At 74.1% G+C, this 22,847-nt stretch carries 19 protein-coding genes; 13 read left to right on the top strand and 6 right to left on the bottom strand.

Going from position 1 to position 22,847, the window contains the following annotated elements; translation table 11 throughout:
• The first annotated feature begins 97 nt into the window (after positions 1-97).
• From CRP29_RS08305 to CRP29_RS08295, 3 genes are all read left to right on the top strand, one after another.
• A complete protein-coding gene (locus CRP29_RS08305) occupies positions 98-1,636 on the top strand; it encodes an HNH endonuclease signature motif containing protein (protein WP_097194562.1) in 1,539 nt (512 codons plus the stop codon).
• Between the two features lie 63 nt (positions 1,637-1,699).
• Positions 1,700-2,323, top strand: a complete 624-nt coding sequence (upp, locus tag CRP29_RS08300; protein WP_097194561.1) for a uracil phosphoribosyltransferase — start codon at positions 1,700-1,702, stop codon at positions 2,321-2,323.
• Between the two features lie 2 nt (positions 2,324-2,325).
• Entirely contained in the window at positions 2,326-3,216 is an 891-nt protein-coding gene (locus CRP29_RS08295; protein ID WP_097194560.1) for a Gfo/Idh/MocA family protein, read from the top strand.
• Between the two features lie 9 nt (positions 3,217-3,225).
• Here the strand turns inward: CRP29_RS08295 and CRP29_RS08290 are convergent, their stop codons facing one another.
• From CRP29_RS08290 to CRP29_RS08265, 6 genes are all read right to left on the bottom strand, one after another.
• The gene (locus CRP29_RS08290) at positions 3,226-3,786 is read right to left on the bottom strand and encodes a dihydrofolate reductase family protein (protein ID WP_097194559.1); all 561 of its coding nucleotides are present in this window, start codon (positions 3,784-3,786) and stop codon (positions 3,226-3,228) included.
• Between the two features lie 66 nt (positions 3,787-3,852).
• Positions 3,853-4,449: a hypothetical protein gene (locus CRP29_RS08285; RefSeq protein ID WP_245852639.1), complete on the bottom strand. Its 597-nt coding sequence runs from the start codon at positions 4,447-4,449 to the stop codon at positions 3,853-3,855.
• 312 nt (positions 4,450-4,761) lie between these two features.
• Complete coding sequence (locus CRP29_RS08280) at positions 4,762-5,343, bottom strand: DUF6318 family protein (RefSeq protein WP_141437090.1); 582 nt, start codon at positions 5,341-5,343, stop codon at positions 4,762-4,764.
• Positions 5,344-5,445: 102 nt separating this feature from the next.
• Complete coding sequence (locus CRP29_RS08275; protein ID WP_097194556.1) at positions 5,446-7,071, bottom strand: phospho-sugar mutase; 1,626 nt, start codon at positions 7,069-7,071, stop codon at positions 5,446-5,448.
• A gap of 16 nt (positions 7,072-7,087) precedes the next feature.
• A complete protein-coding gene (locus tag CRP29_RS08270; protein ID WP_097194555.1) occupies positions 7,088-7,906 on the bottom strand; it encodes an NAD-dependent epimerase/dehydratase family protein in 819 nt (272 codons plus the stop codon).
• Complete coding sequence (locus CRP29_RS08265; RefSeq protein ID WP_097194554.1) at positions 7,903-8,715, bottom strand: purine-nucleoside phosphorylase; 813 nt, start codon at positions 8,713-8,715, stop codon at positions 7,903-7,905. The genes CRP29_RS08270 and CRP29_RS08265 overlap by 4 nt, the downstream gene beginning before the upstream one ends.
• A gap of 71 nt (positions 8,716-8,786) precedes the next feature.
• Between CRP29_RS08265 and CRP29_RS08260 the strand changes: the two genes are divergently transcribed.
• From CRP29_RS08260 to CRP29_RS08215, 10 genes are all read left to right on the top strand, one after another.
• Positions 8,787-9,992, top strand: a complete 1,206-nt coding sequence (locus tag CRP29_RS08260) for a glutamate--cysteine ligase (protein WP_097194553.1) — start codon at positions 8,787-8,789, stop codon at positions 9,990-9,992.
• Positions 9,989-11,281, top strand: coding sequence for an amidohydrolase (locus CRP29_RS08255; RefSeq protein WP_097194552.1), 1,293 nt, complete (start codon positions 9,989-9,991; stop codon positions 11,279-11,281). The genes CRP29_RS08260 and CRP29_RS08255 overlap by 4 nt, the downstream gene beginning before the upstream one ends.
• Positions 11,278-13,239, top strand: coding sequence for a methylmalonyl-CoA mutase subunit beta (locus CRP29_RS08250; RefSeq protein ID WP_097194551.1), 1,962 nt, complete (start codon positions 11,278-11,280; stop codon positions 13,237-13,239). Before CRP29_RS08255 ends, CRP29_RS08250 begins: the two co-directional genes overlap by 4 nt.
• Positions 13,236-15,461 (top strand): methylmalonyl-CoA mutase, encoded by a 2,226-nt coding sequence (gene scpA / locus CRP29_RS08245; protein WP_097194550.1) that lies wholly within the window; start codon positions 13,236-13,238, stop codon positions 15,459-15,461. Before CRP29_RS08250 ends, scpA begins: the two co-directional genes overlap by 4 nt.
• Positions 15,461-16,456: a methylmalonyl Co-A mutase-associated GTPase MeaB gene (gene meaB, locus CRP29_RS08240; protein WP_097194549.1), complete on the top strand. Its 996-nt coding sequence runs from the start codon at positions 15,461-15,463 to the stop codon at positions 16,454-16,456. Before scpA ends, meaB begins: the two co-directional genes overlap by 1 nt.
• A gap of 328 nt (positions 16,457-16,784) precedes the next feature.
• The gene (locus CRP29_RS08235) at positions 16,785-17,867 is read left to right on the top strand and encodes a glycosyltransferase family 2 protein (protein WP_217991502.1); all 1,083 of its coding nucleotides are present in this window, start codon (positions 16,785-16,787) and stop codon (positions 17,865-17,867) included.
• On the top strand, positions 17,864-18,943 hold the full coding sequence (locus tag CRP29_RS08230) for a UDP-N-acetylglucosamine 2-epimerase (protein WP_097194547.1): 1,080 nt from the start codon (positions 17,864-17,866) through the stop codon (positions 18,941-18,943). Before CRP29_RS08235 ends, CRP29_RS08230 begins: the two co-directional genes overlap by 4 nt.
• Entirely contained in the window at positions 18,930-19,841 is a 912-nt protein-coding gene (locus tag CRP29_RS08225) for a glycosyltransferase family 2 protein (RefSeq protein WP_097194546.1), read from the top strand. The genes CRP29_RS08230 and CRP29_RS08225 overlap by 14 nt, the downstream gene beginning before the upstream one ends.
• A complete protein-coding gene (locus tag CRP29_RS08220) occupies positions 19,838-21,202 on the top strand; it encodes a polysaccharide biosynthesis protein (RefSeq protein ID WP_097194545.1) in 1,365 nt (454 codons plus the stop codon). The genes CRP29_RS08225 and CRP29_RS08220 overlap by 4 nt, the downstream gene beginning before the upstream one ends.
• The gene (locus CRP29_RS08215; RefSeq protein WP_097194544.1) at positions 21,195-22,844 is read left to right on the top strand and encodes a hypothetical protein; all 1,650 of its coding nucleotides are present in this window, start codon (positions 21,195-21,197) and stop codon (positions 22,842-22,844) included. The genes CRP29_RS08220 and CRP29_RS08215 overlap by 8 nt, the downstream gene beginning before the upstream one ends.
• Positions 22,845-22,847 lie beyond the last annotated feature (3 nt).

Raw genomic sequence — 22,847 nt, 5'->3', positions numbered from 1 at the left:
TCCCGTCGTCGTTCTCCGTGTGCGGGCCCTTCGTGAGCCACCCGGATCTGTCAGACCCTCTCGCTAGCTTCGATCATACGTTCGAAGGAGGTCGTCCATGCCCGCAAGACCGCTGCCCGAGCTGGCGCGTGACATCACCGCCGGTGCCGTCCGCCTCGCCGCCGCCACCGCCGCCTGGCTCCAGCTCGTCGCCGAGTTCGATCGCCGCGACGGGTGGGCCGCACACGGGATCAAGTCCTGCGCGCACTGGCTCGCCTGGCAGTGCGGCATGTCGCCGACCACGGCCAGGGAGCACGTCCGCGTCGCCCGCGCGCTGGTCGATCTGCCGCTGCTGTCCGCGGCCTTCGCCGAGGGCCGGCTCTCGTACTCCAAGATCCGCGCGGTCACGCGGGTCGCGGAACCGGAGACCGAGCAGATGCTCCTCGAACTGGCCGTCGAGGCGACTGCCTCGCAGCTCGACCGGGTGGTGCGGGGCTGGCGCCGCAGTGACCGCGTGGACGACGAGGTCGTGGCCGAGAAGCGGCAGTTCCAGCACTGGTGGGACGACGACGGGATGCTCGTCGTCCGCATGCGCCTCGGGCCCGAGGAGGGCGCCGACTTCCTCGCGGGGGTCGAGTCGCGGGCCGAGGCACAGGCCCGCCGCGACCGGGCGGAGGCCAAGCGCGCAGCCTCTGCCGGCGCACCCCCGGCTGGAGCCGCGACGGAGACCGCGGGCGACGAGGCGGTCGAGCGGGAGGAGATCGCCTGCGCCCGGGAGCGCACGTCGGCTCGGCGCTGCGCGGCCGTGGCCGCCCTGGCCCGTGCGGGCGACGGTGCCGACCGCCGACCGGGGGACCCGCCGTCGCGGGAGGTCGTCGTGCACGTCGACGCGGCCGTTCTCGCCGACGACGCCGCGGCGGGGCAGGCGTACCTCGAGGGTGGTCCGGCCCTCCACCCGGCGCAGGTGCGGCGGATGCTCTGCGGCGCGACCGTCGTGACGATGCTCGAGCGGGACCGGGAGGTCCTCGGAGTGGGGCGCACCCGGCGGCTCGCCACCCGGGCGCAGCGGCGCGCACTGCTGCGGCGGGACGGTGGTTGCGCGCGGCCGGGGTGCACCGAGACCAGGATCGAACGGCTGCACGCACACCACATGCGGCACTGGCTGTTCGGGGGCGGCACGGACATCGACAACCTCGTGCTGCTGTGCGACGTCGACCACGGCCTGGTGCACGACCACGACCACGACCACGACCTCGTCATGTCCCGTCGCGACGGGCGGCTGATCGTCCTGGCCCCGGACGGACGCCGCGTGTGGGGTGCCGGCGACGCTGCCTTCGTCGCAGGACTGGCCGGCCTGCCCGGCACCGGTGAGTCGGTGGGTGACGTCTTCGTCGGCGTCCAGCCGATCGACGAGCTCGCCGCCCGGAGACCGACGAGCGCGGCGGGGGCCGGCGCCCGAGGGGCGGTCGAGGACCCGCTGGACGGCGACCTGACGCGGCTGCTGTTCCCGGACGGCCCACCGGTGCTGTCGGAAGCGATGCACGTGAACGGTGAGCGGATGAACCTCGATCACGTCGTCTGGGTGCTCCTGCACCAGCGGGATCTCCAGCGGCGCCTGGCGGCCGAGGCGCGCGGTCGTCCGCTCGCCGCCGCGTGAGCGGTGGCAGCGCGGGGCGGGCGGGCGTGTGGCCGGTCCGGGCGGGGCCGCTACCGTTCTGGCGTGCAGCTGACCGTCGTCGACCATCCGCTGGCCCGAGCCCGGCTGAGCCGGATGCGCGACGAGCGCACCGACAACGCCGCGTTCCGCGCCGCCCTCCGCGAGCTCACCCAGATGCTGGTCTACGAGGCCACGCGCGAGCTCACCGTCGCCGAGGAGACGATCCGCACGCCGGTCGTCGAGACCACCGGCTTCCGGCTGGCGGCCCCGCCGCTGCTCGTGCCGGTGCTGCGGGCCGGCCTGGGCATGGCCGACACCGCGCACGGCATGCTGCCGGAGTCGCAGATGGGCTTCGTCGGCCTGGCGCGCAACGAGGAGACCTTCCAGCCCGAGGCCTACATGGCGTCCCTGCCGGAGTCGCTGGTCGACCGGCACGTCTTCGTGCTCGACCCGATGCTGGCCACCGGCGGCTCGCTGGTGCACTGCTGCCGCTTGCTCACCGCCCGCGGCGCCACGCAGATCACCGTGCTGTGCGCGCTGGCGGCGCCGGAGGGCATCCAGCGCCTCGAGGAGAGCGGGCTGCCGCTGCGCGTCTTCACCGCCAGCGTCGACGAGGGGCTCAACGAGAACGCCTACATCGTCCCGGGTCTCGGCGACGCCGGGGATCGCCAGTTCGGCTCGGTCTGACGGTGCGCTTCGGGCTGCTCGGCACCGGCCCGTGGGCGCGGGGCGTGCACGCCCCGGCACTCGCCGCGCACCCGGCGACGGAGTTCGTCGGCGTCTGGGGACGCGACCTGGCCAAGGCCAAGGCGGTGGGCGCCCGGTTCGAGGTGCCGGGCTTCGCCGACGTCGAGGAACTGCTCGACCAGGTCGACGCGGTGGCGATCGCGCTGCCGCCCGACGTCCAGGCGCCGCTCGCCGAGCGGGCCGCGGCGGCGGGCAAGCACCTGCTGCTGGAGAAGCCGGTCGCGCTCACCACGGCCGCGGCCGACCGCGTGGTCGACGCCGTGGCAGCAGCCGGAGTGGCCTCGGTCGTCTTCCTCAAGTTCCGCTTCCAGACCGCGACCTCCACCTGGCTGACCCAGGCCGGGCGCACCCACCTCGCCGGCGGTGCCGCCTCCTGGCTGTCGTCGGTGGCCGGGACGCCGTTCGCCGGCTCGACCTGGCGGCAGGAGCACGGCGCGCTGTGGGACCTGGGCCCGCACGCGCTCTCGGTGCTCGTGCCCGCCCTGGGCCCGGTCGTCGAGGTGCAGGCCACCGCAGGTCGCGGCGACACCGTGCACCTGGCGCTCGTCCACGAGTCCGGCGCCGCGTCGACGGTAACGCTCTCGCTGACGGTGGCGCCGATGTCGGCCGGCACCGAGTTCTTCGTGCACGGGGACGCGGGCCGCCTGGTGCTGCTGCCCGACGGTGACCGGCCGGTGGACGACCTCACGGTCGCCGTCGACGAACTGCAGGCGGCCGCCCTGACCGGCGGGACGCACCCCTGCGACGTCGGGTTCGGCCGCGAGCTCGTCGTCGTGCTGGAGACCGCCGCGCGGGCGTTGGGCTCCGGATGCCGGGAGCCCGTCCCGCACTGAGCCCTCGGGTCAGCGCTCCACCTCGTACCGCAGCATGACGACGCCGTTGCCGAAGACCCTCGTCTCGACCAGCCGCAGGTCGGCGGGCGGGCCCTCCTCGAACAACCGGCGTCCGTGCCCCAGCAGGACGGGGGTCACGAAGATCCGGTACTCGTCGATCAGGTCGTGCCGGCGGAACGCCTCGGCGAGCGCGGGGCCGCCGACCACCATGTCCCCGCCGGGCTGCGCCTGCAGCGCCCGCACCTCCTCGGGGACGACGTCGCGCACCAGCGTGGCGTTGGGGCCGGGGGCGTCGAGCGTGCGCGAGTAGACGACCTTCGGCATGCGCCGCCAGATCGCGGCGAACTCGGCGACGGCGGGCTCGACGTCGGGGCCCTGGTCGGCGTCGGGCCAGAACGCCTCCATCAGCTCGTAGGTGACCCGGCCCTCGAGGAAGGCGCTGCTCTCGGCCAGCAGCTGGTTGAAGAAGGTGTGCAGCTCGTCGTCAACGCGGTGCCAGCTGATGTCGGCGTCCGGACCCTCGAAGTAGCCGTCCAGGGAGATCCCCAGGTGCATCACGATCCTGCGCATGGCCGTCCTCTCACGGGCCCCGCGGCCCTCGGGTCTCTGACCGCGGACGGCCGCCGCAGTCATCGGTCAGTCGAAGGGGTTCGTCAGGACCGGCCGGGCCTGGAGGACGGCGAAGGTGACGGGGGTGCCGTCGGTGGTGGTGCTGCCGGGCACGGGGGCGGTGATCCCTCCGTCGACGCTGAAGGTGGCGGTCCAGGTGGTGGTGAGCGCGGCGGTGTAGGTGCCGGTGGCGTAGTCGTGGCTGATCGTGTGGCGGGGGTAGGGCGCGCCGGGAGTCGTGGTGGTGAGGTCGGTGCCGTCGCCGGTGTGCCAGGTGAAGCCGGTCGCGGTGGCGGTGATGTCGACGGTGAACCCGCGGATGTCGAGGGTGAAGGTCTGGGTGGTCGGGCCGTCGGTGAAGAAGATGACGGGGAGCCCGACCAGCGCGTTGCCCGGTGGCTGCTGCCTCGTGGGGAGCTGGGGGAGCGGGAGCGTCTGGAAGTAGCGGAACACCTCGCCCGGCGACGGCGGCGGGTTGAGCGCGGTGATGTCGACGCACCCGCGGTCGAGACGTTCCCACGGGCCGATGGGGGAGCCGGGCGGCGTTCCCGCGGGAACGCCGAGGTCGCCTGCGGTCCCATCCTGCTGGACCAGTCGTTGCCGCTCGATGACCAGGTCTTGCACCACGCGGTCGGGCGGCGCAGGGCAGGAATCGAAGTCGAGCCCTTGGCACGCTCCGGTTTCTCGGTCATCGACTACGCATGGGTGCGACAGCTGATAGCGAAATTCAGAGACGGCCAATGCGGCATTGGTCGCGACCCACGGGCCACTACCCGGACTTCGATCTACGGCTGCGGCGGTCAGCGTCCCGGGGGAGAAGCCAACTGAGGCGCAGGAGCGCCTCGAGCACCCGGCCTCGTCCGCCCCTGCCTGCAGATGACCGATGGTGAGCAGAAGGAGGGCGCCCAGGACCGAAATGACAAATCGGCGCATCTGTCAGCCGAGCGTGAGTGTGGTCATGAGCCATGTGCTGCGAGTGGAGTTCCAGGTAGTAAGCGCCCCGCCGGTGAGATCGGTCAGGGCGCTGGAACTGAGATCCGCATTTCGTGCTCCACCAGCATCGACCACCATCAGCGGGGCTTGGTCGACTGTGAATGCGATGCGGGCCTCCTCGCCCGTAACCGTTACTGACCCTGCCGCTTTGATCACGAGGTCGCCGCCCTCGTAGTGGTAGCCAGCGTCGGCGTCGGCGTCGGTGTTGTCGGCGATGCGGTCGCAGTCGCGGCAGCCGTCGCTGAGGTCTCGGAGCGGCTGGGCGTCCATGACCGTCGACGTCCGGTTGATCAGCTCGATGTAGTAGCGGACGAAGGCTTCCGCGCCGGCGGCGTCCTGGGTGCGGGCCTCGGCGGGCATCGGCAGGTCCGCGGGGCCGAGGGGCGGGAGCGCGTCCTCGGTCGGCGCGGCGCTGCTGCTCGACGGCAGGGTCTGCGCGGCCTCCTGCTTCTCCGAGCACCCGGTGAGCACCGCCGCCCCGGTGACGAGGCAGGCCGCCAGGCGCAGGGTCCAGCGTCGCGTCATGTCGTCACTCCCCGTGCTGATCACCGGTCGCCGGGAGACTACGCAGATCCGGAATCCGGCCGCAGCCCCGCTGTGGACAACCACCCGATCGCTGCACGGGCGCTACAGCCCGAGCGCCGTCGACATCTCCGCGCGCAGCTGGTCCAGCTCGTCCTCGCCGCGGCCGCGCGCGGCGATCAGGCCGGCGTCCTGGTGCACCGGCACCACGGTCTCCAGGTAGGCCTTCAGCTTCGGCTCGGTCCCGCTCGGCCGCACGATCACCCGCACCCCGTCGCCCAGCAGCCGCACCGCGTCCACCGGCGGCGACTCCAGCGCCAGGTCCGCGAACGCGACCGGACGACCCAGCAGCGAGGTCGGCGGCACAGCGCGCACCCGCGCCATCGCGTCGGAGATGACCGAGAGATCCTCCACGCGCACCGACAGCTGCCCGGTGACGAACAGCCCGTGCTCCACCGCCAGCTCGTCGAGCCGGTCCAGCAGCGTCCGGCCCGACTCCTTCAGCTCCGCGGCCAGCAGGGCCACCGCCAGCGCGGCGGAGATGCCGTCCTTGTCCCGCGCCACGGACGGCGACACCGAGTACCCGAGCGCCTCCTCGTAGCCGTACACCAACGGCGCCGCGTCGGACCCTGCTCGCATGATCCACTTGAACCCGGTCGGCGTCTCCTCCGACGGCACCCCGTGCGCAGCGGCGACCACGTGCATCAGCGAGCCGCTCACCAGCGACGACGCGTACGTCCCGCGCACCCCCCGGCGCAGCAGCCAGTCGGCCAGCAGCGCACCGACCTCGTCGCCGGTCAGCTGCCGGCCGTCGCAGACCACGGCGCACCGGTCGGCGTCCGGGTCCTCGGCGATCGCCACGTCGGCGTGGACGCGCACCGCCAGTGCCTTCAGCAGGTCGGTCGCCCCCGGCTCCTCGGGGTTCGGGAAGGCCACCGTGCGGAACGTCGGGTCCGGCTCGTCCTGCTCGGGCACGCTCACCGGCTCGGCCAGCCCCGCGGCGGCGAACACCGCCCGCGTCGTCTCCGCGCCCACCCCGTGCATCGCGGTGTAGGCCACCCGCAGCGAACCGCGCGAGGCCACCCGCGCCGGCTCCAGCGCGCGGACCACCGCGGCCACGTAGTCGGCGGCGACGTCGTCGTCGAGGGTCAGCCACTCGTCGGACAGCGGCACCTCGCGGGCCGGTCCGACCGCGGCGATCGCGGTCTCGATCTCGCCGTCGGCCGGCGGCACCAGCTGCGCACCGTCGCCCAGGTAGACCTTGTAGCCGTTGTCGTCGGGCGGGTTGTGGCTCGCGGTCACCATGATCCCGGCGGCGCAGCCGAGGTGCCGTACCGCGAAGGACAGCACCGGCGTGGGCAGCGCGCGTGGCAGCACCTGCACCGCGAAGCCGGCCGCGGCGAGCACCGACGCGGAGATGCGGGCGAACTCGTCCGACCGCCGCCGGGCGTCGAAGCCGATGACGATCCCGCCGCCGGCCGAGCCCGACGCAGTCAGCCAGGCGCCCAGCCCGGCAGCGGCGCGGGTCACCACCGCCGCGTTCATCCCCGCCGGCCCCGCGCGCAGCGGGCCGCGCAACCCCGCCGTCCCGAAGGTCAGCGGGCCGGCGAACCGGCGGCCGAGCTCCGCGACGTCCCCGGCCTCGATCAGGGCGAGGATCTCGGCGCGGTCGCCGTCGTGCGGATCGGCCCCGGCCCAGTCGCGGGCGGCGGGAAGCAGGTCGTCGGTCATGCCAGGAGGTTCCCGTTCACACGTCGAAGTTGTCGGAGTCGAACTCGGCCGTCGCGTACTCGCCGCCCACCCGGGCGTGCACCGGATCGGTGAGGTCGGGCTCGCCGTGCACTGCGACCAGCGCCGGGGCGTAGACCTCGGCGTCGTCCTCCGGCTCGTAGCCGAGCGCCCGGGCGGCGGTGAGGTCCCACCAGCGGCGCGTGTTGGCCGACACGCCCCAGACCACGGCGAAGCCCGGCGACGGCGTCCGCAGCGCGGCGTCGACCAGCCGCACGGTGTCGCCGGGGGAGAGCCAGGTGGAGAGGTGCCGGGTCGTGGTCGGCTCGGGGAACGCGCTGCCGATCCGCAGGCACACGACGTCGAGGCCGTACCGGTCCGCGTAGAGCGAGCCGAGCGCCTCCATCGTCACCTTCGAGACGCCGTAGTAGGTGTCCGGCCGGGGCGGGGCGTCCACCTCGCGCAGCAGGCCGCCGTCCGGGCGCGGGGTGTACCCGGTGGCGTGGTTGCTGCTCGCCAGCACCACCCGGCCGACGCCGGCCCGGCGCGCGGCCTCGAGCGCGCAGTACGTGCCGTCGATGTTGGTGTGCGCGATCGCCGGCCAGGTGGACTCGGTGGCGATGCCCGCCAGGTGCACGAGCGCCCCGGCGCCCCGAGCGGCCTCGGTCAGCGCCGCCAGGTCGGTCGTGTCGGCGACGACGTGCTCCTCGCCCGGCCGCGGCTCCGGCACCGGGACGACGTCCAGGCTGCGCAGCGACCACCCGCGCTCCGGCAACCCGCCGCGCAGGACCGTCCCGATCAGCCCCGCCGCGCCGGTCACCAGGACCGGCCCGGTCACGAGGGCAGCTGCCCGATGAAGCGCACCAGGAACTCCCCGAGCCGGCCGGCTGCCTCGCGGCCGGCGGCGATGACCTCGTCGCCGTCGAGCTTCTCGCCGGTGACGCCCGCCGCGGCGTTGGTGACCAGCGACAGCCCGAAGACCTCCAGGCCCTCGGCCTGGGCGGCGATCGCCTCGAGCGCCGTCGACATGCCCACGAGGTCCGCGCCCATCGTGCGCAGCATCCGGATCTCGGCCGGCGTCTCGTAGTGCGGGCCGGGCAGCGCGGCGTAGACGCCCTCGACCAGCGTCGGGTCCAGCTCGCGAGCCAGGGCCCGCAGTCGCGCCGAGTAGAGGTCGGTGAGGTCGACGAAGTTCCCGCCCACCAGCGGTGAGCGCGCGGTGAGGTTCAGGTGGTCGGAGATGATCACGGCCTGGCCGACCCGGTGGTCGGCCGCCAGCCCGCCGGCGGCGTTGGTGAGCAGGACCGTCTTCACGCCGGCGGCCGCCGCGGTGCGCACCCCGTGCACGACCGGTTCCACCCCGCGGCCCTCGTACAGGTGCGTCCGGCCGAGGAAGAGCAGCACCTTCCGGTCGCCGACCCGCACCGAGCGCACCTCGCCGCCGTGGCCCATCGCGGTCGGGGCGGCGAACCCGGGCAGCTCGCCGATGGCGACGCTGTACTCGGCGGGGCCGAAGGCGTCGGCCGCGGGAGCCCAGCCGGAGCCCATCACGACCGCGACGTCGTGCGGCCCGCCGAGGGCGGTGGTGAGGTCGTCGGCCGCGAGCGCGGCGATGGACTGGGGGTCGGTGCCGGGGCGCTGGTCCACGTAGGGACGCTAACGGGTGACGGTGCTCCGTCGCCGGGTGGCCGCCGACGCGGCTCCCTAGACTCCGGCAGGTGGAGATCCCCTTCCGGTCGTCCGAGCGGTCCAGCCTGGGCGTGGAGTGGGAGCTGCAGCTGATCGACCTGTCGAGCCGGGAACTGGCACCCGGCGCGATCGAGATCCTCGAGCAGCTGCGCCCCGACGGCGCCGAGGAGCACCCGAAGGCCAAGCACGAGCTGCTGCAGTCGACCGTCGAGATCATCACCGGCATCTGCACCACCGTCGCGGAGGCCAAGGCCGACCTCGCCGGCACCCTCGCCGAGGTGACGGCCGCCGCCGAGCAGCGCGGCCTGGGCGTGATGTGCGCGGGCACGCACCCGTTCACCGACTGGCAGAGCCAGCTGATCTCGCCCAAGGAGCGCTACCTCGAGCTGGTCGAGCGGATGCAGTGGATGGCCCGCCGCATGCAGATCTTCGGCGTCCACGTGCACGTCGGCGTGCGGGCGCCGGAGAAGGCGATGCCCATCGTCAACGCGCTGTGCCAGTACATCCCGCACTTCCTCGCGCTCTCGTCGTCCTCGCCGTACTGGGTCGGCTGCGACACCGGCCTGGCGTCGTCCCGCACCAAGATCTTCGAGGGCATGCCGACGGCGGGGCTGCCGTACCAGCTGGCCGACTGGGCCGAGTTCGAGGAGTACATGGAGACGCTGATCTCCACGAAGTCGATCGAGAGCGTGCGCGAGGTGTGGTGGGACGTCCGCCCGCACCCCGACTTCGGCACCGTCGAGCTGCGCATCTGCGACGGCCTGCCCACCCTCGACGAGATCGGCGCGGTCGCCGCGCTCGCCCAGTGCCTGGTCGAGCAGTTCGACACCCAGCTCGACCGCGGCTACACCCTCCCCACCCCGGCCTCCTGGGTGCTGCGGGAGAACAAGTGGCGCGCCTCGCGGTACGGCCTCGACGCCGACATCGTCGTCGACGACAAGGGCACGGTGCAGCCGGTGCGGCAGGCGATCCTGGACCTGGTCGAGGAGCTGATGCCCACGGCCAAGCGGCTGGGCTGCGAGGCCGAGCTCGGCGACGTGCTGCGCGTCCTCGACGTCGGCGCCTCCTACCAGCGGCAGCGGGCGGTCGCGGCCGCCTCGGGCGGCGACCTGAAGCCCGTCGTCGACAGCCTGCTCGCCGAGATGCGGGACGGGCTGCCCGCGACCGGGCCGGTGGGGCGGCCGACCGAGCCGTCGCCGGGTCCGGGCGACTGCGCCGGGGGGCATGCGGCGTGACCCCCGTCGTCGAGAAGCTCGGCGCCGCGGTGGACGAGTGGGTCGCGACCCACGCACCGCGGCTGGTCGCCGTCCGCCGGCACCTGCACGCCCACCCCGAGCTGGCCTACGCCGAGGTGGAGACGACGTCCTTCCTGGAGCAGCGGCTGCGCGAGGCCGGGCTGTCGCCGGTGCGGCTGCCCAGCGGCACCGGGCTGGTGGTCGAGGTGGGGGAGGGCCCCGGCCCGACGGTCGTGCTGCGCGGCGACATCGACGCACTGCCGCTGGCCGACCTCAAGGACGTCCCGTACGCCTCCACGACGCCGGGCATGTGCCACGCCTGCGGTCACGACGTGCACACCACCGTGGTGCTCGGGGTCGCCCTGGCGCTGGCGACCGTCGACGGGCTGCCCGGGCGGGTGCGCTGCATCTTCCAGCCCGCGGAGGAGACCGTCCCCGGGGGCGCGACGCAGGTGGTGGCCTCCGGCGTGCTCGACGGCGCCACCCGGGCCTTCGCACTGCACTGCGACCCCTCGGTCCCGGTGGGGCAGGTCGGGCTGCGCACCGGCGCGATCACGGCGGCCTGCGACCGCATCGACGTCACGCTCACCGGCCCCGGCGGGCACACCGCGCGGCCGCACCTGACCGTCGACCTCGTCGACGCCCTCGGCCGGCTGATCACCGAGCTGCCGGGGCTCCTCTCCCGGCAGGTCGACCCGCGCGCCGGGATGTCCCTGGTCTGGGGCTCGGTGGACGCCGGGGTCGCGGCCAACGCCATCCCGCAACGGGGCACGCTGCGCGGCACCGTCCGGGTGCTCGACCGGGACGCCTGGCAGGGCGCGGAGGAGATCATCCGGGCGCTCGTCGCCAAGGTCGCGGCCGCCACCGGCGCCGCCGTCGAGGTCGACTACATCCGGGGCGTGCCGCCGGTGGTCAACGACCCCCGCTCGGTCGCGCTGCTGCGCTCCGCCGCCCTGGAGACGGTGGGGCCCGAGGGCGTCGTGCTCTCCCCGCAGAGCATGGGCGGGGAGGACTTCGGCTGGTTCGCAGACGTCCTGCCGATCGCCCTGGCCCGGCTCGGCACGCACGGCGGGGGAGCGGAGCTGGACCTGCACCGCGGCACCTTCGACGTGGACGAGCGGGCGCTCGAGGTGGGCGTCCGGCTGCTCGCCCGCGCCGCGCTGCACGCGCTCGAGGCCGACGCCGCCTCCCCCGCAGGGGTCGGCCTACCGGCACCCGGCCGCACGGGGCGGCACGCCCCCGGAGACACTGCTGCGCGACGATCCGACGAGGAGTCCCACCGAGCATGAGTTCCACCGAGCAGCACAGCAGCGACGCGGCGCCGGCGCCGGCGGACGCGCAGGTCCCCAGCGAGCACGAGGTGCCCGAGGACCTCGGCCTCGCCGCCGAGTTCCCCGCGGTCACCCGCGACCAGTGGCGCGACCTGGTCGCCGGTGTCCTGCGCAAGGCCGGTCGGGAGGACCTGCCCGAGCCGGTCGAGGAGGCCCTGCGCCGTCCCGTCGCCCCGGGCGTCACCGTCGCCCCGCTGTACACCGCCGAGGACGCGACGGACCTGCCGACGACGGCCGGCGTGCCCGGGCTCCCGCCCTTCGTGCGCGGCTCCCGGGCCGGCGCGACCGGCGCCGCCGGCGGTGCGGACGGCGACGTGCCCGCCGGCTGGGACGTCCGCCAGCGGCACGCCCACCCCGACGCCGCCGCCACCAAGGAGGCGATCGCCGCCGACCTGGAGAACGGCGTCACCTCGCTGTGGCTGGTCGTCGGCGACGGCGCGGTGCCGGCCGACCGGCTGGGCGACGTGCTCGCCGACGTCTACCTCGACCTCGCCCCCGTCAGCGTCTCGGGCGTGGGGGAGGGCGGGGGAGTCAGAGCCGCCGAGGCGTTCCTCGACCTCCTGGACGCACGCAGCGACACCGACGAGCCGATCGCGCCCGGCGGCTCGCTCGGCCTCGACCCGCTCGGCGCGCACGCCGCCTCGGGGCAGGCGCAGGACCTCTCCGGGCTGGCCGGCCTCGCCCGCCGGGCCGCGGCGTACCCGGACCTGCGCAGCGTCGTCGTCGACGGCACGGTCTTCGCCGACGCCGGGGCCTCCGCCGTCGAGGAGCTGGGCTGCTCGCTGGCCGCCGGCGTCGCGTACCTGCGGGCGCTCACCGATACCGCGGACGGGCAGCAGGGCCTGAGCGTCGACGAGGCGTTCGGCCAGCTCGAGTTCCGCTACAGCGCCACCGCCGACCAGTTCACGACCATCGCCGCGCTCCGCGCCGCCCGCCGGCTGTGGGACCGCGTCGGCGAGGTGAGCGGCGCCGCCCCGGAGGTGCGCGGCCAGCGCCAGCACGCCGTCACCTCCTCGGTGATGACGACGAAGCGCGACCCGTGGGTCAACATGCTGCGCACCACCGTCGCCTGCTTCGCCGCGGGCGTGGGCGGCGCCGACGCCGTCACCGTGCAGCCCTTCGACGCCGCCCTCGGCCTGCCCGACTCCTTCGCCCGGCGGATCGCGCGCAACACCCAGAGCCTGCTCGTGGAGGAGGGTCACCTGGCCCGCGTCCTCGACCCCGCCGGCGGCTCCTGGTACGTCGAGTCGCTGACCGACGAGCTGGCCCGGGCGGCCTGGGACTGGTTCACCGAGATCGAGCGGGCCGGCGGCCTGGCCGCGGCCCTGGACTCCGGTCTGGTCCGCGACCGGATCGCCACCGCCTGGGACGCGCGGGCGAAGCGGCTGGCCACCCGCGCCGACGCGATCACCGGCGTCAGCGAGTTCCCCAACCTGACCGAGAAGCTGCCCGAGCGGCAGCCCGCGGCCGCGCTGCACCCCAGCGGCGGGCTGCCCCGCGTCCGCGCCGCGCAGGAGTTCGAGTCGCTGCGCGACGCCGCCGACACCGCCGGTGAGCGGCCGACCGTCTACCTGGCCACGATCGGCCCGATCGCCCGGCACACCGCGCGGGCGAGCTTCGCCGGCAACCTGTTCCAGGCCGGTGGGCTGGCCACGCCGGCCGGCGACCTGGCCGAGGGCCTCCGCGAGGCCGGCACGATGGTCGCCTGCATCTGCGGGACCGACAAGGACTACGCCGAGCAGGCGGCCGGCCTGGCTGCCGCGCTCAAGGACGCCGGCGCCACGCAGGTGTGGCTGGCCGGCAAGCCCGACCTCGCCGTCGACGGCGTCGACGGCTACGTGTACGCCGGGTGCGACGCCCTGGACGTGCTCCGCACCGTCCACGCGCAGCTGGGCCTCGAAGGAGTGCAGGCATGACCGCCATCCCCGATTTCAGTGGCGTCGAGCTGGGCCGCCCGACCGGCGCCGGCTCGGCCGACGAGTGGGCCAAGGCGTTCGAGGAGACGACCGGCCGCAGCGTCCAGGAGGCGACCTGGGAGACCCCCGAGGGCATCGCCGTCCCGCCGCTGTTCACGCCGGCCGACCTGGACGGGCTCGACTTCCTCGAGACGCTGCCGGGCCTCCCGCCGTTCCTGCGCGGGCCCTACCCCACGATGTACACGACCCAGCCGTGGACCGTCCGGCAGTACGCCGGGTTCTCCACCGCCGCGGAGTCCAACGCCTTCTACCGGCGGAACCTGGCCGCGGGCCAGAAGGGCCTCTCGGTCGCCTTCGACCTGCCGACCCACCGCGGCTACGACTCCGACCACCCGCGCGTGGTGGGCGACGTCGGCATGGCGGGCGTCGCGATCGACTCGATCCTGGACATGCGGCAGCTCTTCGACGGCATCCCGCTGGACAAGATGAGCGTGTCGATGACGATGAACGGCGCCGTGCTGCCCGTGCTCGCGCTCTACATCGTCGCGGCCGAGGAGCAGGGCGTGTCGCCCGCGCAGCTCACCGGCACGATCCAGAACGACATCCTCAAAGAGTTCATGGTGCGGAACACCTACATCTATCCGCCCAAGCCCTCGATGCAGATCATCAGCGACATCTTCTCCTTCACCTCGAAGGAGATGCCGCGCTACAACTCCATCTCGATCTCCGGCTACCACATCCAGGAGGCCGGGGCGACGGCCGACCTCGAGCTGGCCTACACCCTCGCCGACGGCGTCGAGTACCTGAAGGCGGGCAAGGACGCCGGGATCGACGTCGACGCGTTCGCGCCGCGGCTGTCGTTCTTCTGGGCCATCGGCATGAACTTCTTCATGGAGGTCGCCAAGCTCCGCGCCGGGCGGCTGCTGTGGGCCCGGCTGGTCAAGGAGGCCGGCGCGCAGAACCCGAAGTCGCTGGCGCTGCGCACCCACTCGCAGACGTCGGGCTGGTCGCTGACCGCGCAGGACGTCTACAACAACGTCGTGCGCACCTGCCTGGAGGCCATGGCCGCCACGCAGGGGCACACCCAGTCGCTGCACACCAACGCCCTGGACGAGGCGCTGGCGCTGCCGACCGACTTCTCCGCCCGGATCGCCCGCAACACCCAGCTGCTGCTGCAGCAGGAGTCGGGCACCACGCGGGTCATCGACCCGTGGGGCGGCTCGGCCTACGTCGAGAAGCTGACCTACGACCTGGCCCGCCGCGCCTGGGCGCACATCCAGGAGGTCACCGAGGCCGGCGGCATGGCGCAGGCCATCGACGAGGGCATCCCGAAGCTGCGCATCGAGGAGGCCGCCGCCCGCACCCAGGCCCGCATCGACTCCGGCCGGCAGCCGGTCATCGGCGTGAACAAGTACCGGGTCGACGCCGACGAGGCCATCGAGGTGCTCAAGGTCGACAACGCCGACGTGCTGGCCCAGCAGAAGGCCAAGCTCGAGCAGCTCCGGGCCTCCCGCGACGCGGGGGCGGTGCAGGACGCGCTGCGCCGGCTCACCGGCGCCGCCCGCGCCGCGGCCGAGGGGCGGCGGGAGAGCGGGCTGGAGCACAACCTGCTCAAGCTCGCCGTCGACGCCGCCCGCGCCCAGGCCACCGTCGGCGAGATCTCCGACGCCCTGGAGGAGGTCTACGGCCGGCACGCCGGGCAGGTGCGCACCATCTCCGGCGTCTACCGCGACGAGGCGATGGCCGGGCACAAGGCCGGAGAGGACAGCCCCATGGAGGAGACCCGCCGCATGGCGGCCGAGTTCGAGGAGGCCGAGGGGCGCCGTCCCCGCATCCTGGTCGCCAAGATGGGCCAGGACGGCCACGACCGCGGCCAGAAGGTCATCGCCACCGCCTTCGCCGACCTCGGCTTCGACGTCGACGTGGGCCCGCTGTTCCAGACGCCCGACGAGGTCGCCCGCCAGGCGGTGGAGGCCGACGTGCACGTCGTCGGCGTCTCCTCGCTCGCGGCCGGTCACCTCACGCTCGTCCCGGCGCTGAAGACCGCGCTGGCCGAGCTCGGTGCCGACGACGTGCTGATCGTCGTCGGCGGCGTCATCCCGCCCGACGACGTCCCCACGCTCAAGGAGATGGGTGCCGCGGCGGTCTTCCCGCCCGGCACGGTCATCGCCGAGGCGGCGCAGGAGCTGCTGCGGACCCTGTCGCAGCGCCTGGGTCACTGATGGCGAGGGACGTCGACGTCCCCGCGCTCGTCGAGGGGGTGCTCGCGGGCGACCGGCGGGTGATGGCGCGCGCCATCACCCTGGTCGAGTCGCGCCGCGGGGATCACCGCGAGCGGGCGCAGGAGCTGCTCGTCGAGCTGCTGCCGCACGCCGGGGGAGCGCGCCGCGTGGGCATCAGCGGCGTCCCCGGCGTGGGGAAGTCGACGTTCATCGACCAGCTCGGCGTGACGCTGACCGCGGCCGGTTCGAAGGTGGCCGTGCTCGCCGTCGACCCGTCGTCGGCTCGCTCCGGCGGGTCGATCCTCGGCGACAAGACCCGCATGTCCCGGCTCTCGGTCGACCCGGCCGCCTTCATCCGCCCGTCGCCGACGTCGGGGACGCTCGGCGGCGTCGCGCAGGCGACCCGCGAGTCGATGGTCGTCGTGGAGGCCGCCGGCTACGACGTCGTCCTGGTGGAGACCGTCGGCGTCGGGCAGTCGGAGATCACCGTCGCCGAGATGGTCGACTCCTTCCTCTTCCTCACCCTGGCCCGCACCGGCGACCAGCTGCAGGGCATCAAGCGCGGCATCCTCGAGATCGCCGACGTCATCGCCGTGAACAAGGCCGACGGCGACGGTGCGCCGGGCGCGCGCAAGGCCGCCCGCGAGCTGGCGCAGGCGATCCGGATGCTGCGCGGCCACGGCGAGACCTGGGACGTGCCGGTGCTCACCTGCGCCGGGCTCACCGGGGAGGGCCTGGACGAGGTCTGGGCCGAGCTGGTCGAGCACCAGGACCGCATGAAGGCCTCGGGGGAGTTCGACGAGAAGCGCCGCAACCAGCAGGTGCGCTGGACCTGGCAGCTGGTCCGGGACGGCCTCGAGCACGCGCTGCGGGCGCACCCCGGTGTCCGGGCGATGGCGCCGACGCTGGAGAAGGCGGTGCTCGCCGGCGAGCTCACGCCCGCGCTGGCCGCCCGGCAGATCCGCGACACGTTCCTGGCGGCACCCGGCGCGTAGCCGGCCGGCCCGCCCCGCCGCCGTGCCCGGAAGAGCCGACGACCGTGTCGACTCTTCGGCACATCTCGCCCAGCAATGATGCGGTGACACGCAGTTCCGAGGGTGACCGTTCCGTCTCGCCGCTGGTACTTTCTGCACCTAGAACGTAGCGCTGAGTAACGCTTTCTCGTGCGCCGCTGGGTGCTCCGTTCCGTCGCCACACGAGTCACAGGCCCGCGTGTCCGGCCCTCGGAACGAAAGCGTTCCGGCAATCATGACGGCGGGCAACGGCGCCGTTACACAACAACACCGGCTGCCCGCACTGCGGACGGTCGGGCAAGGGGGACAAGTGGGTCACAGCGAGCGCGAGCTCCCCGACCTCAGCGTCGTGATCCCGTCCTACAACTCCGCCGAGTGGCTGCCCTCCACCCTGGAGGCCTGCGCCACCGCGCTCGCGGCCACCTCGTGGACCGCCGAGATCCTCGTCGTGGATGACGGGTCGACCGACGGCACCGCGGACCTGATCACCTCGATGGCCGCCGGCTTCCCGGTCGCCCTGCGCGTTCTGCGCCAGGAGAACAAGGGCCGGTTCCTCGCCCGCTGGGCCGGACTGCAGGAGGCCCGGGCCGAGCAGGTGTTCCTCCTGGACAGCCGCGTCCTCATGGGCCCGGGCAGCCTCGCCCACGTCGAGGCGGTCATGACCGCGGACCCGCGGAAGACCGTCTGGAACGGCCACTGCGTCACCGATCCCGAGGCGCCCCTCGTGGGGCACTTCTGGGAGGTCCTCACCCACGTCTTCTGGGGCAACTACCTCGGTGCGCCGCAGCCGGTCGAGTTCGGCCTCGAGACCTTCAACCAGCACCCCAAGGGCACGGGCGTCTTCATCGCCCCGCGCCAACTGCTGGTCGACGCCTGCCGCGTGGCGTGGCCGACCGGCGACGCCGCCCTGGCCAGCGACGACACCAAGCTGATCCGCCACATCGCCGTGCAGATCCCGATCCGCCTGGACCCGGGCTTCCTCGCCGTCTACCGGCCGCGCGGCAACGTGCGTGACTTCGTGCGGCACAGCTTCGGTCGCGGCACCTTCCTGGTGGACAGCTTCGCCGGCACGTCGGCCGGCTGGAACGCCGCGCTCGTCGGCCTGGCCGCCGCTCCGGTCGTCGGGCTGGCCCTGCTCGCCGGCCTCGTGGCCGCCCAGGCGTGGACCGTGCTGGGCGTGCTCGCCGCCGTCGCCGTCCTCGGCCTCGCCGCGCCGGCCGCCCTGGCCGCGCGCCGGCACTGCCCCGCGAAGGGGCTCCGGGCCTACCTCGCCTACGTGCCGGTCTTCGCCGGCCCGTACTGGGCCGGGCTGCTGCGCGGCCTGGCCGTGCACGGGCACCTGCTGCGCTCGACCCGCCGCAACCTGCCCGTCCGCGCGGAGGTGGCGGCGTGATCGTCTTCGTCTACGGCACCACGGCCGAGGCCATCAAGCTGGCCCCGGTCGCCCGGCGGCTCGCCGACCAGGGCGTCGACTACGAGCAGTGGCTGACCCTCCAGCAGTCCGACACCGTGCTGCGCGCGCTGCCCGGCCTGGGGCTGCCTGCCCCGGACCACGTGCTGGCCAACGGTCGCGGCGGCAAGCCCCTCGCCGGGCCCGCCGACGTGGTCGTGTGGCTCGGCCAGATCCTCGCCTGGGTGGTGCGCTCCGGGTGGTCCGCCCGGCGGCGGCTGCGCAGCGGCGGCGGGCGCAGCGTGCTCGTCGTCCACGGCGACACGATGACCAGCGTCGTCGGGGCCGTCCTGGCCAAGCTGCTCGGCGCGGACTGCGCGCACGTCGAGGCCGGGCTCCGCTCGGGCAACTGGCGGCACCCGTTCCCCGAGGAGCTGGACCGGCGCATCGTCGGCCGGCTCGCCGACGTCCACTACGCCCCCTCGGACGCCGCGGCCGCGGTGCTCGCCGGCCGCCGCGGTGTCGTCCCCACCGGCGCCAACACCGTCGTCGACGCCGTCCTGGACCGGGCTCCCTCCGCCCGGCCGTCGGAGACCGACCCCTACGGGCTGGTCCTCCTGCACCGCTTCGAGTTCCTGACCGCCGCCGGGCTGACCGACCGGACGCTCGCCGCGCTGCAGCAGCACGCGCCGCACCGGATGGTCCTCGTGGCCGACGACCAGGCGCGGCACGTCCTGGGCAGCCGGCTCGACGCGCTGCCCCCGGAGCTCTTCACCGTCCTCGACAAGGTCCCGCACGCCGAGTTCACCGACCTGCTCGCCGGCGCCTCGTTCGTCGTCACCGACAGCGGCGGCGTCCAGGAGGAGGCCGCGCTGCTCGGCGTCCCGACGCTGGTGCACCGCAAGGAGACCGAGCGGCAGGACGGGCTGGGCGAGAACGCGGAGCTCTCCGGGTGGGACGTCGACGTCCTCCAGCGCTTCCTGCGGTCCCACGCCGAGCGGCGCCGCCCGCCCCAGACCCTGCGCATCTCACCGTCGGACATCGTCGTGAAGGACCTGATGACCCGTGAATACCACTGAGCTCACGGCGGTCTCCGTCGTCGTCCCCGCCTACCAGGAGGCCGCCAGCATCGGCCCCGCGGTGACGCGCCTGGCCGAGGTCCTCGACGGCACGGGCCGGCCCTACGAGATCCTCGTCGTGTCCGACGGGAGCTCCGACGGCACCGCGGACGAGGCCCGCGCGCTGAACCTGCCGCAGGTCACCGTCCTGGAGTACTTCCCCAACCAGGGGAAGGGGCACGCGCTCCGGTACGGCTTCCGGCACGCGACCAACCCGCTGGTCGCGTTCATGGACGGCGACCTGGACCTGCACCCCTCGGTGCTCCCCGGCTTCTTCGACCGGCTGGACGCCGACGTCGCCGACGTCGTCGTCGGTTCGAAGGTGCACCCGGAGTCGGCCGTCAGCTACCCGCCGGTCCGGCGCGTGGCCAGCCGCACGTTCCGCCTGCTCACCCGCCTGGCGCTCGGGATGGACCTCGGTGACACCCAGACCGGCATCAAGGCGATGCGCCGGTCGGTCGCCGCCCCGGTGATCGCCGACCTGCGGGTCACCGGCTTCGCCTTCGACCTCGAGATGATGTGCTGGCTCGCCGAGACCGGCGCCCGCATCCAGGAGGCCCCCGTGGTGCTGGACTACGAGTTCACCAGCCGGATCGGCGCCGGCTCGATGTGGGAGGCGCTGCGCGACCTGCTCGCCGTCGCCTCGCACAGCCGGGCCCGCCGCCAGGCCGCCGCCCGCGCCACCACCGCACCGGCCACCGTTCCCGTACCCGCCCCGGCCCTCGCCCTCGTCGAGCCGCTCGCGCCGGCCGGCCCGGCCGCGCCGGTCGGGCAGATCGCGCCCGTCGTGCCGCTGCCCGTCCCGCGCGCCCGCGCGGAGCGTTCCGACGAGCGGCTGCCCCGGGCAGCGACCCGGTGACCACCGTGCAGTCGGAGGTCGCAGCCCTCCGGGCGCCCGTGACCCTGGAGGCGGTCCGGGCGGAGGGCGTGTCGGCCGAGGCCGCGCCGTCCGCCGAGGAGTCGCCCGTGTCGTCCCGCCAGATGTCGCTGGGCTACCTCCGCCGGCACGCCTGGCCGCTCATCTCGGTCGGGGGCCTCGCGGCCATCGGCATCGCCTCCACGTCGGGCTTCCACGTCGTCACCGGCCGCGGCCTGGGCCCGGCCGGGTTCGGGCTGCTGGCCGCCTTCCTGGCCATCGTCAACATCGCCAGCATCGGTGCCTCCGCGCTGCAGAACTCCGTCGCGGTGGTCACGGCGGCCGCCCTCGCCTCGCCCGCGGACGCCGCCCCGCGCCGTCGTCTGGACGGCGCGACGGTCGAGGCCCTCGTGCTCGGCAGCGGCTTCGCCGGGGCCGTGGTGCTGGCGTCCCCGCTGCTCGCCGACGCCCTCGACACCAGCCGGCTGGCGGTGAACCTCGCGGCCGCGACGATCGTGCCCAGCTTCCTGTTCAGCGTCGCGCTCGGCCGCCTGCAGGGCGCCGGCAAGGCCCGGCTCGTCTCCGGCTACTCCACCGCCTCCCAGGTGCTCCGGCTGCTCCTGGCCGTCGCCGCCCTGGCCGCGGGGCTCGGTGCGGTGTCCGTCGTGGTCGCGGTGCTCGTCGCGATCGTCGCCGTCGCGGTGCTCGCCGGCTGGCACACCCGGGACGTCCAGGTCCAGGGCAACGGCGCCTTCTCGCGCAAGAGCACCGTCCTCATGCTCATCACGCTGTCCTTCGCGTGGCTGACGAACATCGACGTCGTGCTCGTCCGCATCTACAGCGTCGACGACGCCTCCGGCGCCTTCGCCGCGGCGGCCGTGCTGGCCAAGATGGGCCTCCTCGTGCCCACCGTGCTGTCGCTCTACCTGCTGCCGCGGTTCGTGTTCCGCGGCGCCGACGCCGGCGCGGTGCGCTTCGGGGTCAACATCGTGCTGGCCACCGTGCTCGCCAGCGGCCTGGTCCTGGCCGCCGTGGTCGCGCTCGTCGGCGACCTGCTCGTCTCGATCCTGTTCGGCTCCGGCTCGGGCTACGGTCCCGCCGCGGCGCTGCTGCCCTGGATGACCGTGGCCTACCTGCCGTGGGCCCTGGCCCAGGGGCTGCTCATCAACCACACCGCACGCGCGTCCTCCCGCGCCGTGCTCGTGCTCCTCGTGGCCGGCGTGCTGCAGTGGGCCGCGGCCACGATGCTGCTCCCGGACCTCCGCGCGATGATCGTGGCCATCGGGATCATCGGCGTGGGAACGGCCGCGGCGCTGTTCGTCCTCGACCGCGCGGACGTCGCCCGGGAGGCCAGGCGTGGATGAGCGTGCCGGCTCCACGGCCGTCCTGGGGGACCATCCCGAGGTGACCGACGAGCTCCTGCGCACCACCGGGCCGGACGAGCCGGAGACGCGCGGGCGCGGGCTGCGGAACGCGGGCTGGGCGCTCTCCGGAGCCGCCGTCCTCGGCGTCGGCTACATCCCGGCCGCGCGGGTGCCGATCATCGCCGACGACTTCCAGGCCCTCCAGGAGACGTTCGCGATCACCGACGGCAGCCTCTGGGAGGCGCTGACCTTCGGGTTCTCGGCGGGGCAGCAGGCCGGCCACTCGAACCCGGTCGGTCAGACGCTCGGTGCGCTGTACCACTACCTGGCGTACTGGGTCAGCGCCTCGTTCGGCGTCTCGCCGCAGTACTTCGACGTCCTGGCCACCCTCGCGATGATCGCGCTCGGCGTCGCCGGCGCCGCCTCGGCGGTCGTCTGGAGCCTGGCCCGGCTGCCGGCGCTCCGGGTGTCGTTCTGGCCCACGTTCGCCCTGCTGGCGGCCGTCACCGCGGCCACCCTCCAGCTGCACGTGCCGTGGTCCGACGACCCGGTCGTCTCCTACGGGCCCGCGGGCTGGGGCTCCACCGCCATCGGTTTCTGGATGATCGCCTGGGCGCTGCGCGCGATCGCCCCCGGCGTGCGTGACACGCGCTCGATCGTGATCTGCTCGCTGCTCGGCGTCGTGGCGGTCTGGTACTACGAGATGCTCGTCGGCGCCGTCGCGGCGGTCGCCGTCGCGCTGGTGCTCACCGCGCTCACCGCGGTCGACCGCGCGCAGATCCGGCGGCGCTGCCTGGTGCTGATGGGCACCGCCGTCGTGCTGCCCGCGGTGATGTTCGTGGCCGGCCGCGTGCTGCTCGCCGTCCCGTCCGAGGAGGCCGGCTACGGCGGGACGACGCTGGCCCTGGGCCGGGCCGGGGTCTCCGCGTGGGGCAACGGCATGCTCAGCGCCCTCCCCGGCGGCGGCTGGGGATACCTCACCGAGACCGCCGGTGCGCCGGCCCTCGACTGGGACTCCCTCCACCTGGGGGCCGGACTGGTGCTGCTCGTCGGGGCCATCGGCTTCGCCTGGGTGCGCTCCACCGGGCTCGACGTCCTCCGGGGCGACGTCGTCGCGCCGGCCTCCGACGAGCCGCTGCCGGCGTGGCGGAGCCCCTGGCTGGTGCCCGTCGCCACCCTGCTGACCTTCTGGGCCGGCGCCACCGCGACCCACGCGATGACCGTCAAGTACAGCGAGAAGATGGCCCGCCCCGGCCAGGTGTACCTCTCCTACGCGGTCGGCATCATCTGCGTCGCGGCCCTGATCGTGCTGGCGCTGGTGGCCCTGCGACGCCACCGCTCGGCCCGGCTGCTCGTCGTCGGACTCCCGCTGGTCGGCGCCTTCGTCCTCGGCCAGGTCACGCTCAACATGACGCTGGCCGAGATCACGCAGACGCACTACCCGATCAACGCCCAGCTGGTGGCGCAGTCCGCCGACGGGGACGTCTCCGAGGTCGTGCGCTGCGGGACGCTGTTCGACTGGATGACCAAGCAGGGCTGGCCGGAGTACTACCTGGTGGCCGTCCGCGACGGCGTCCAGGAGAACTACGAGCGCATGTACGGCGAGCCCTTCTGCGCGGACCTGGACGAGCGCGTCGACTGAGCC

This window comes from Blastococcus aggregatus, from assembly GCF_900221005.1.
GTDB lineage: Bacteria > Actinomycetota > Actinomycetes > Mycobacteriales > Geodermatophilaceae > Blastococcus > Blastococcus aggregatus.
This window is presented reverse-complemented; position numbering and strand designations above follow the sequence as displayed.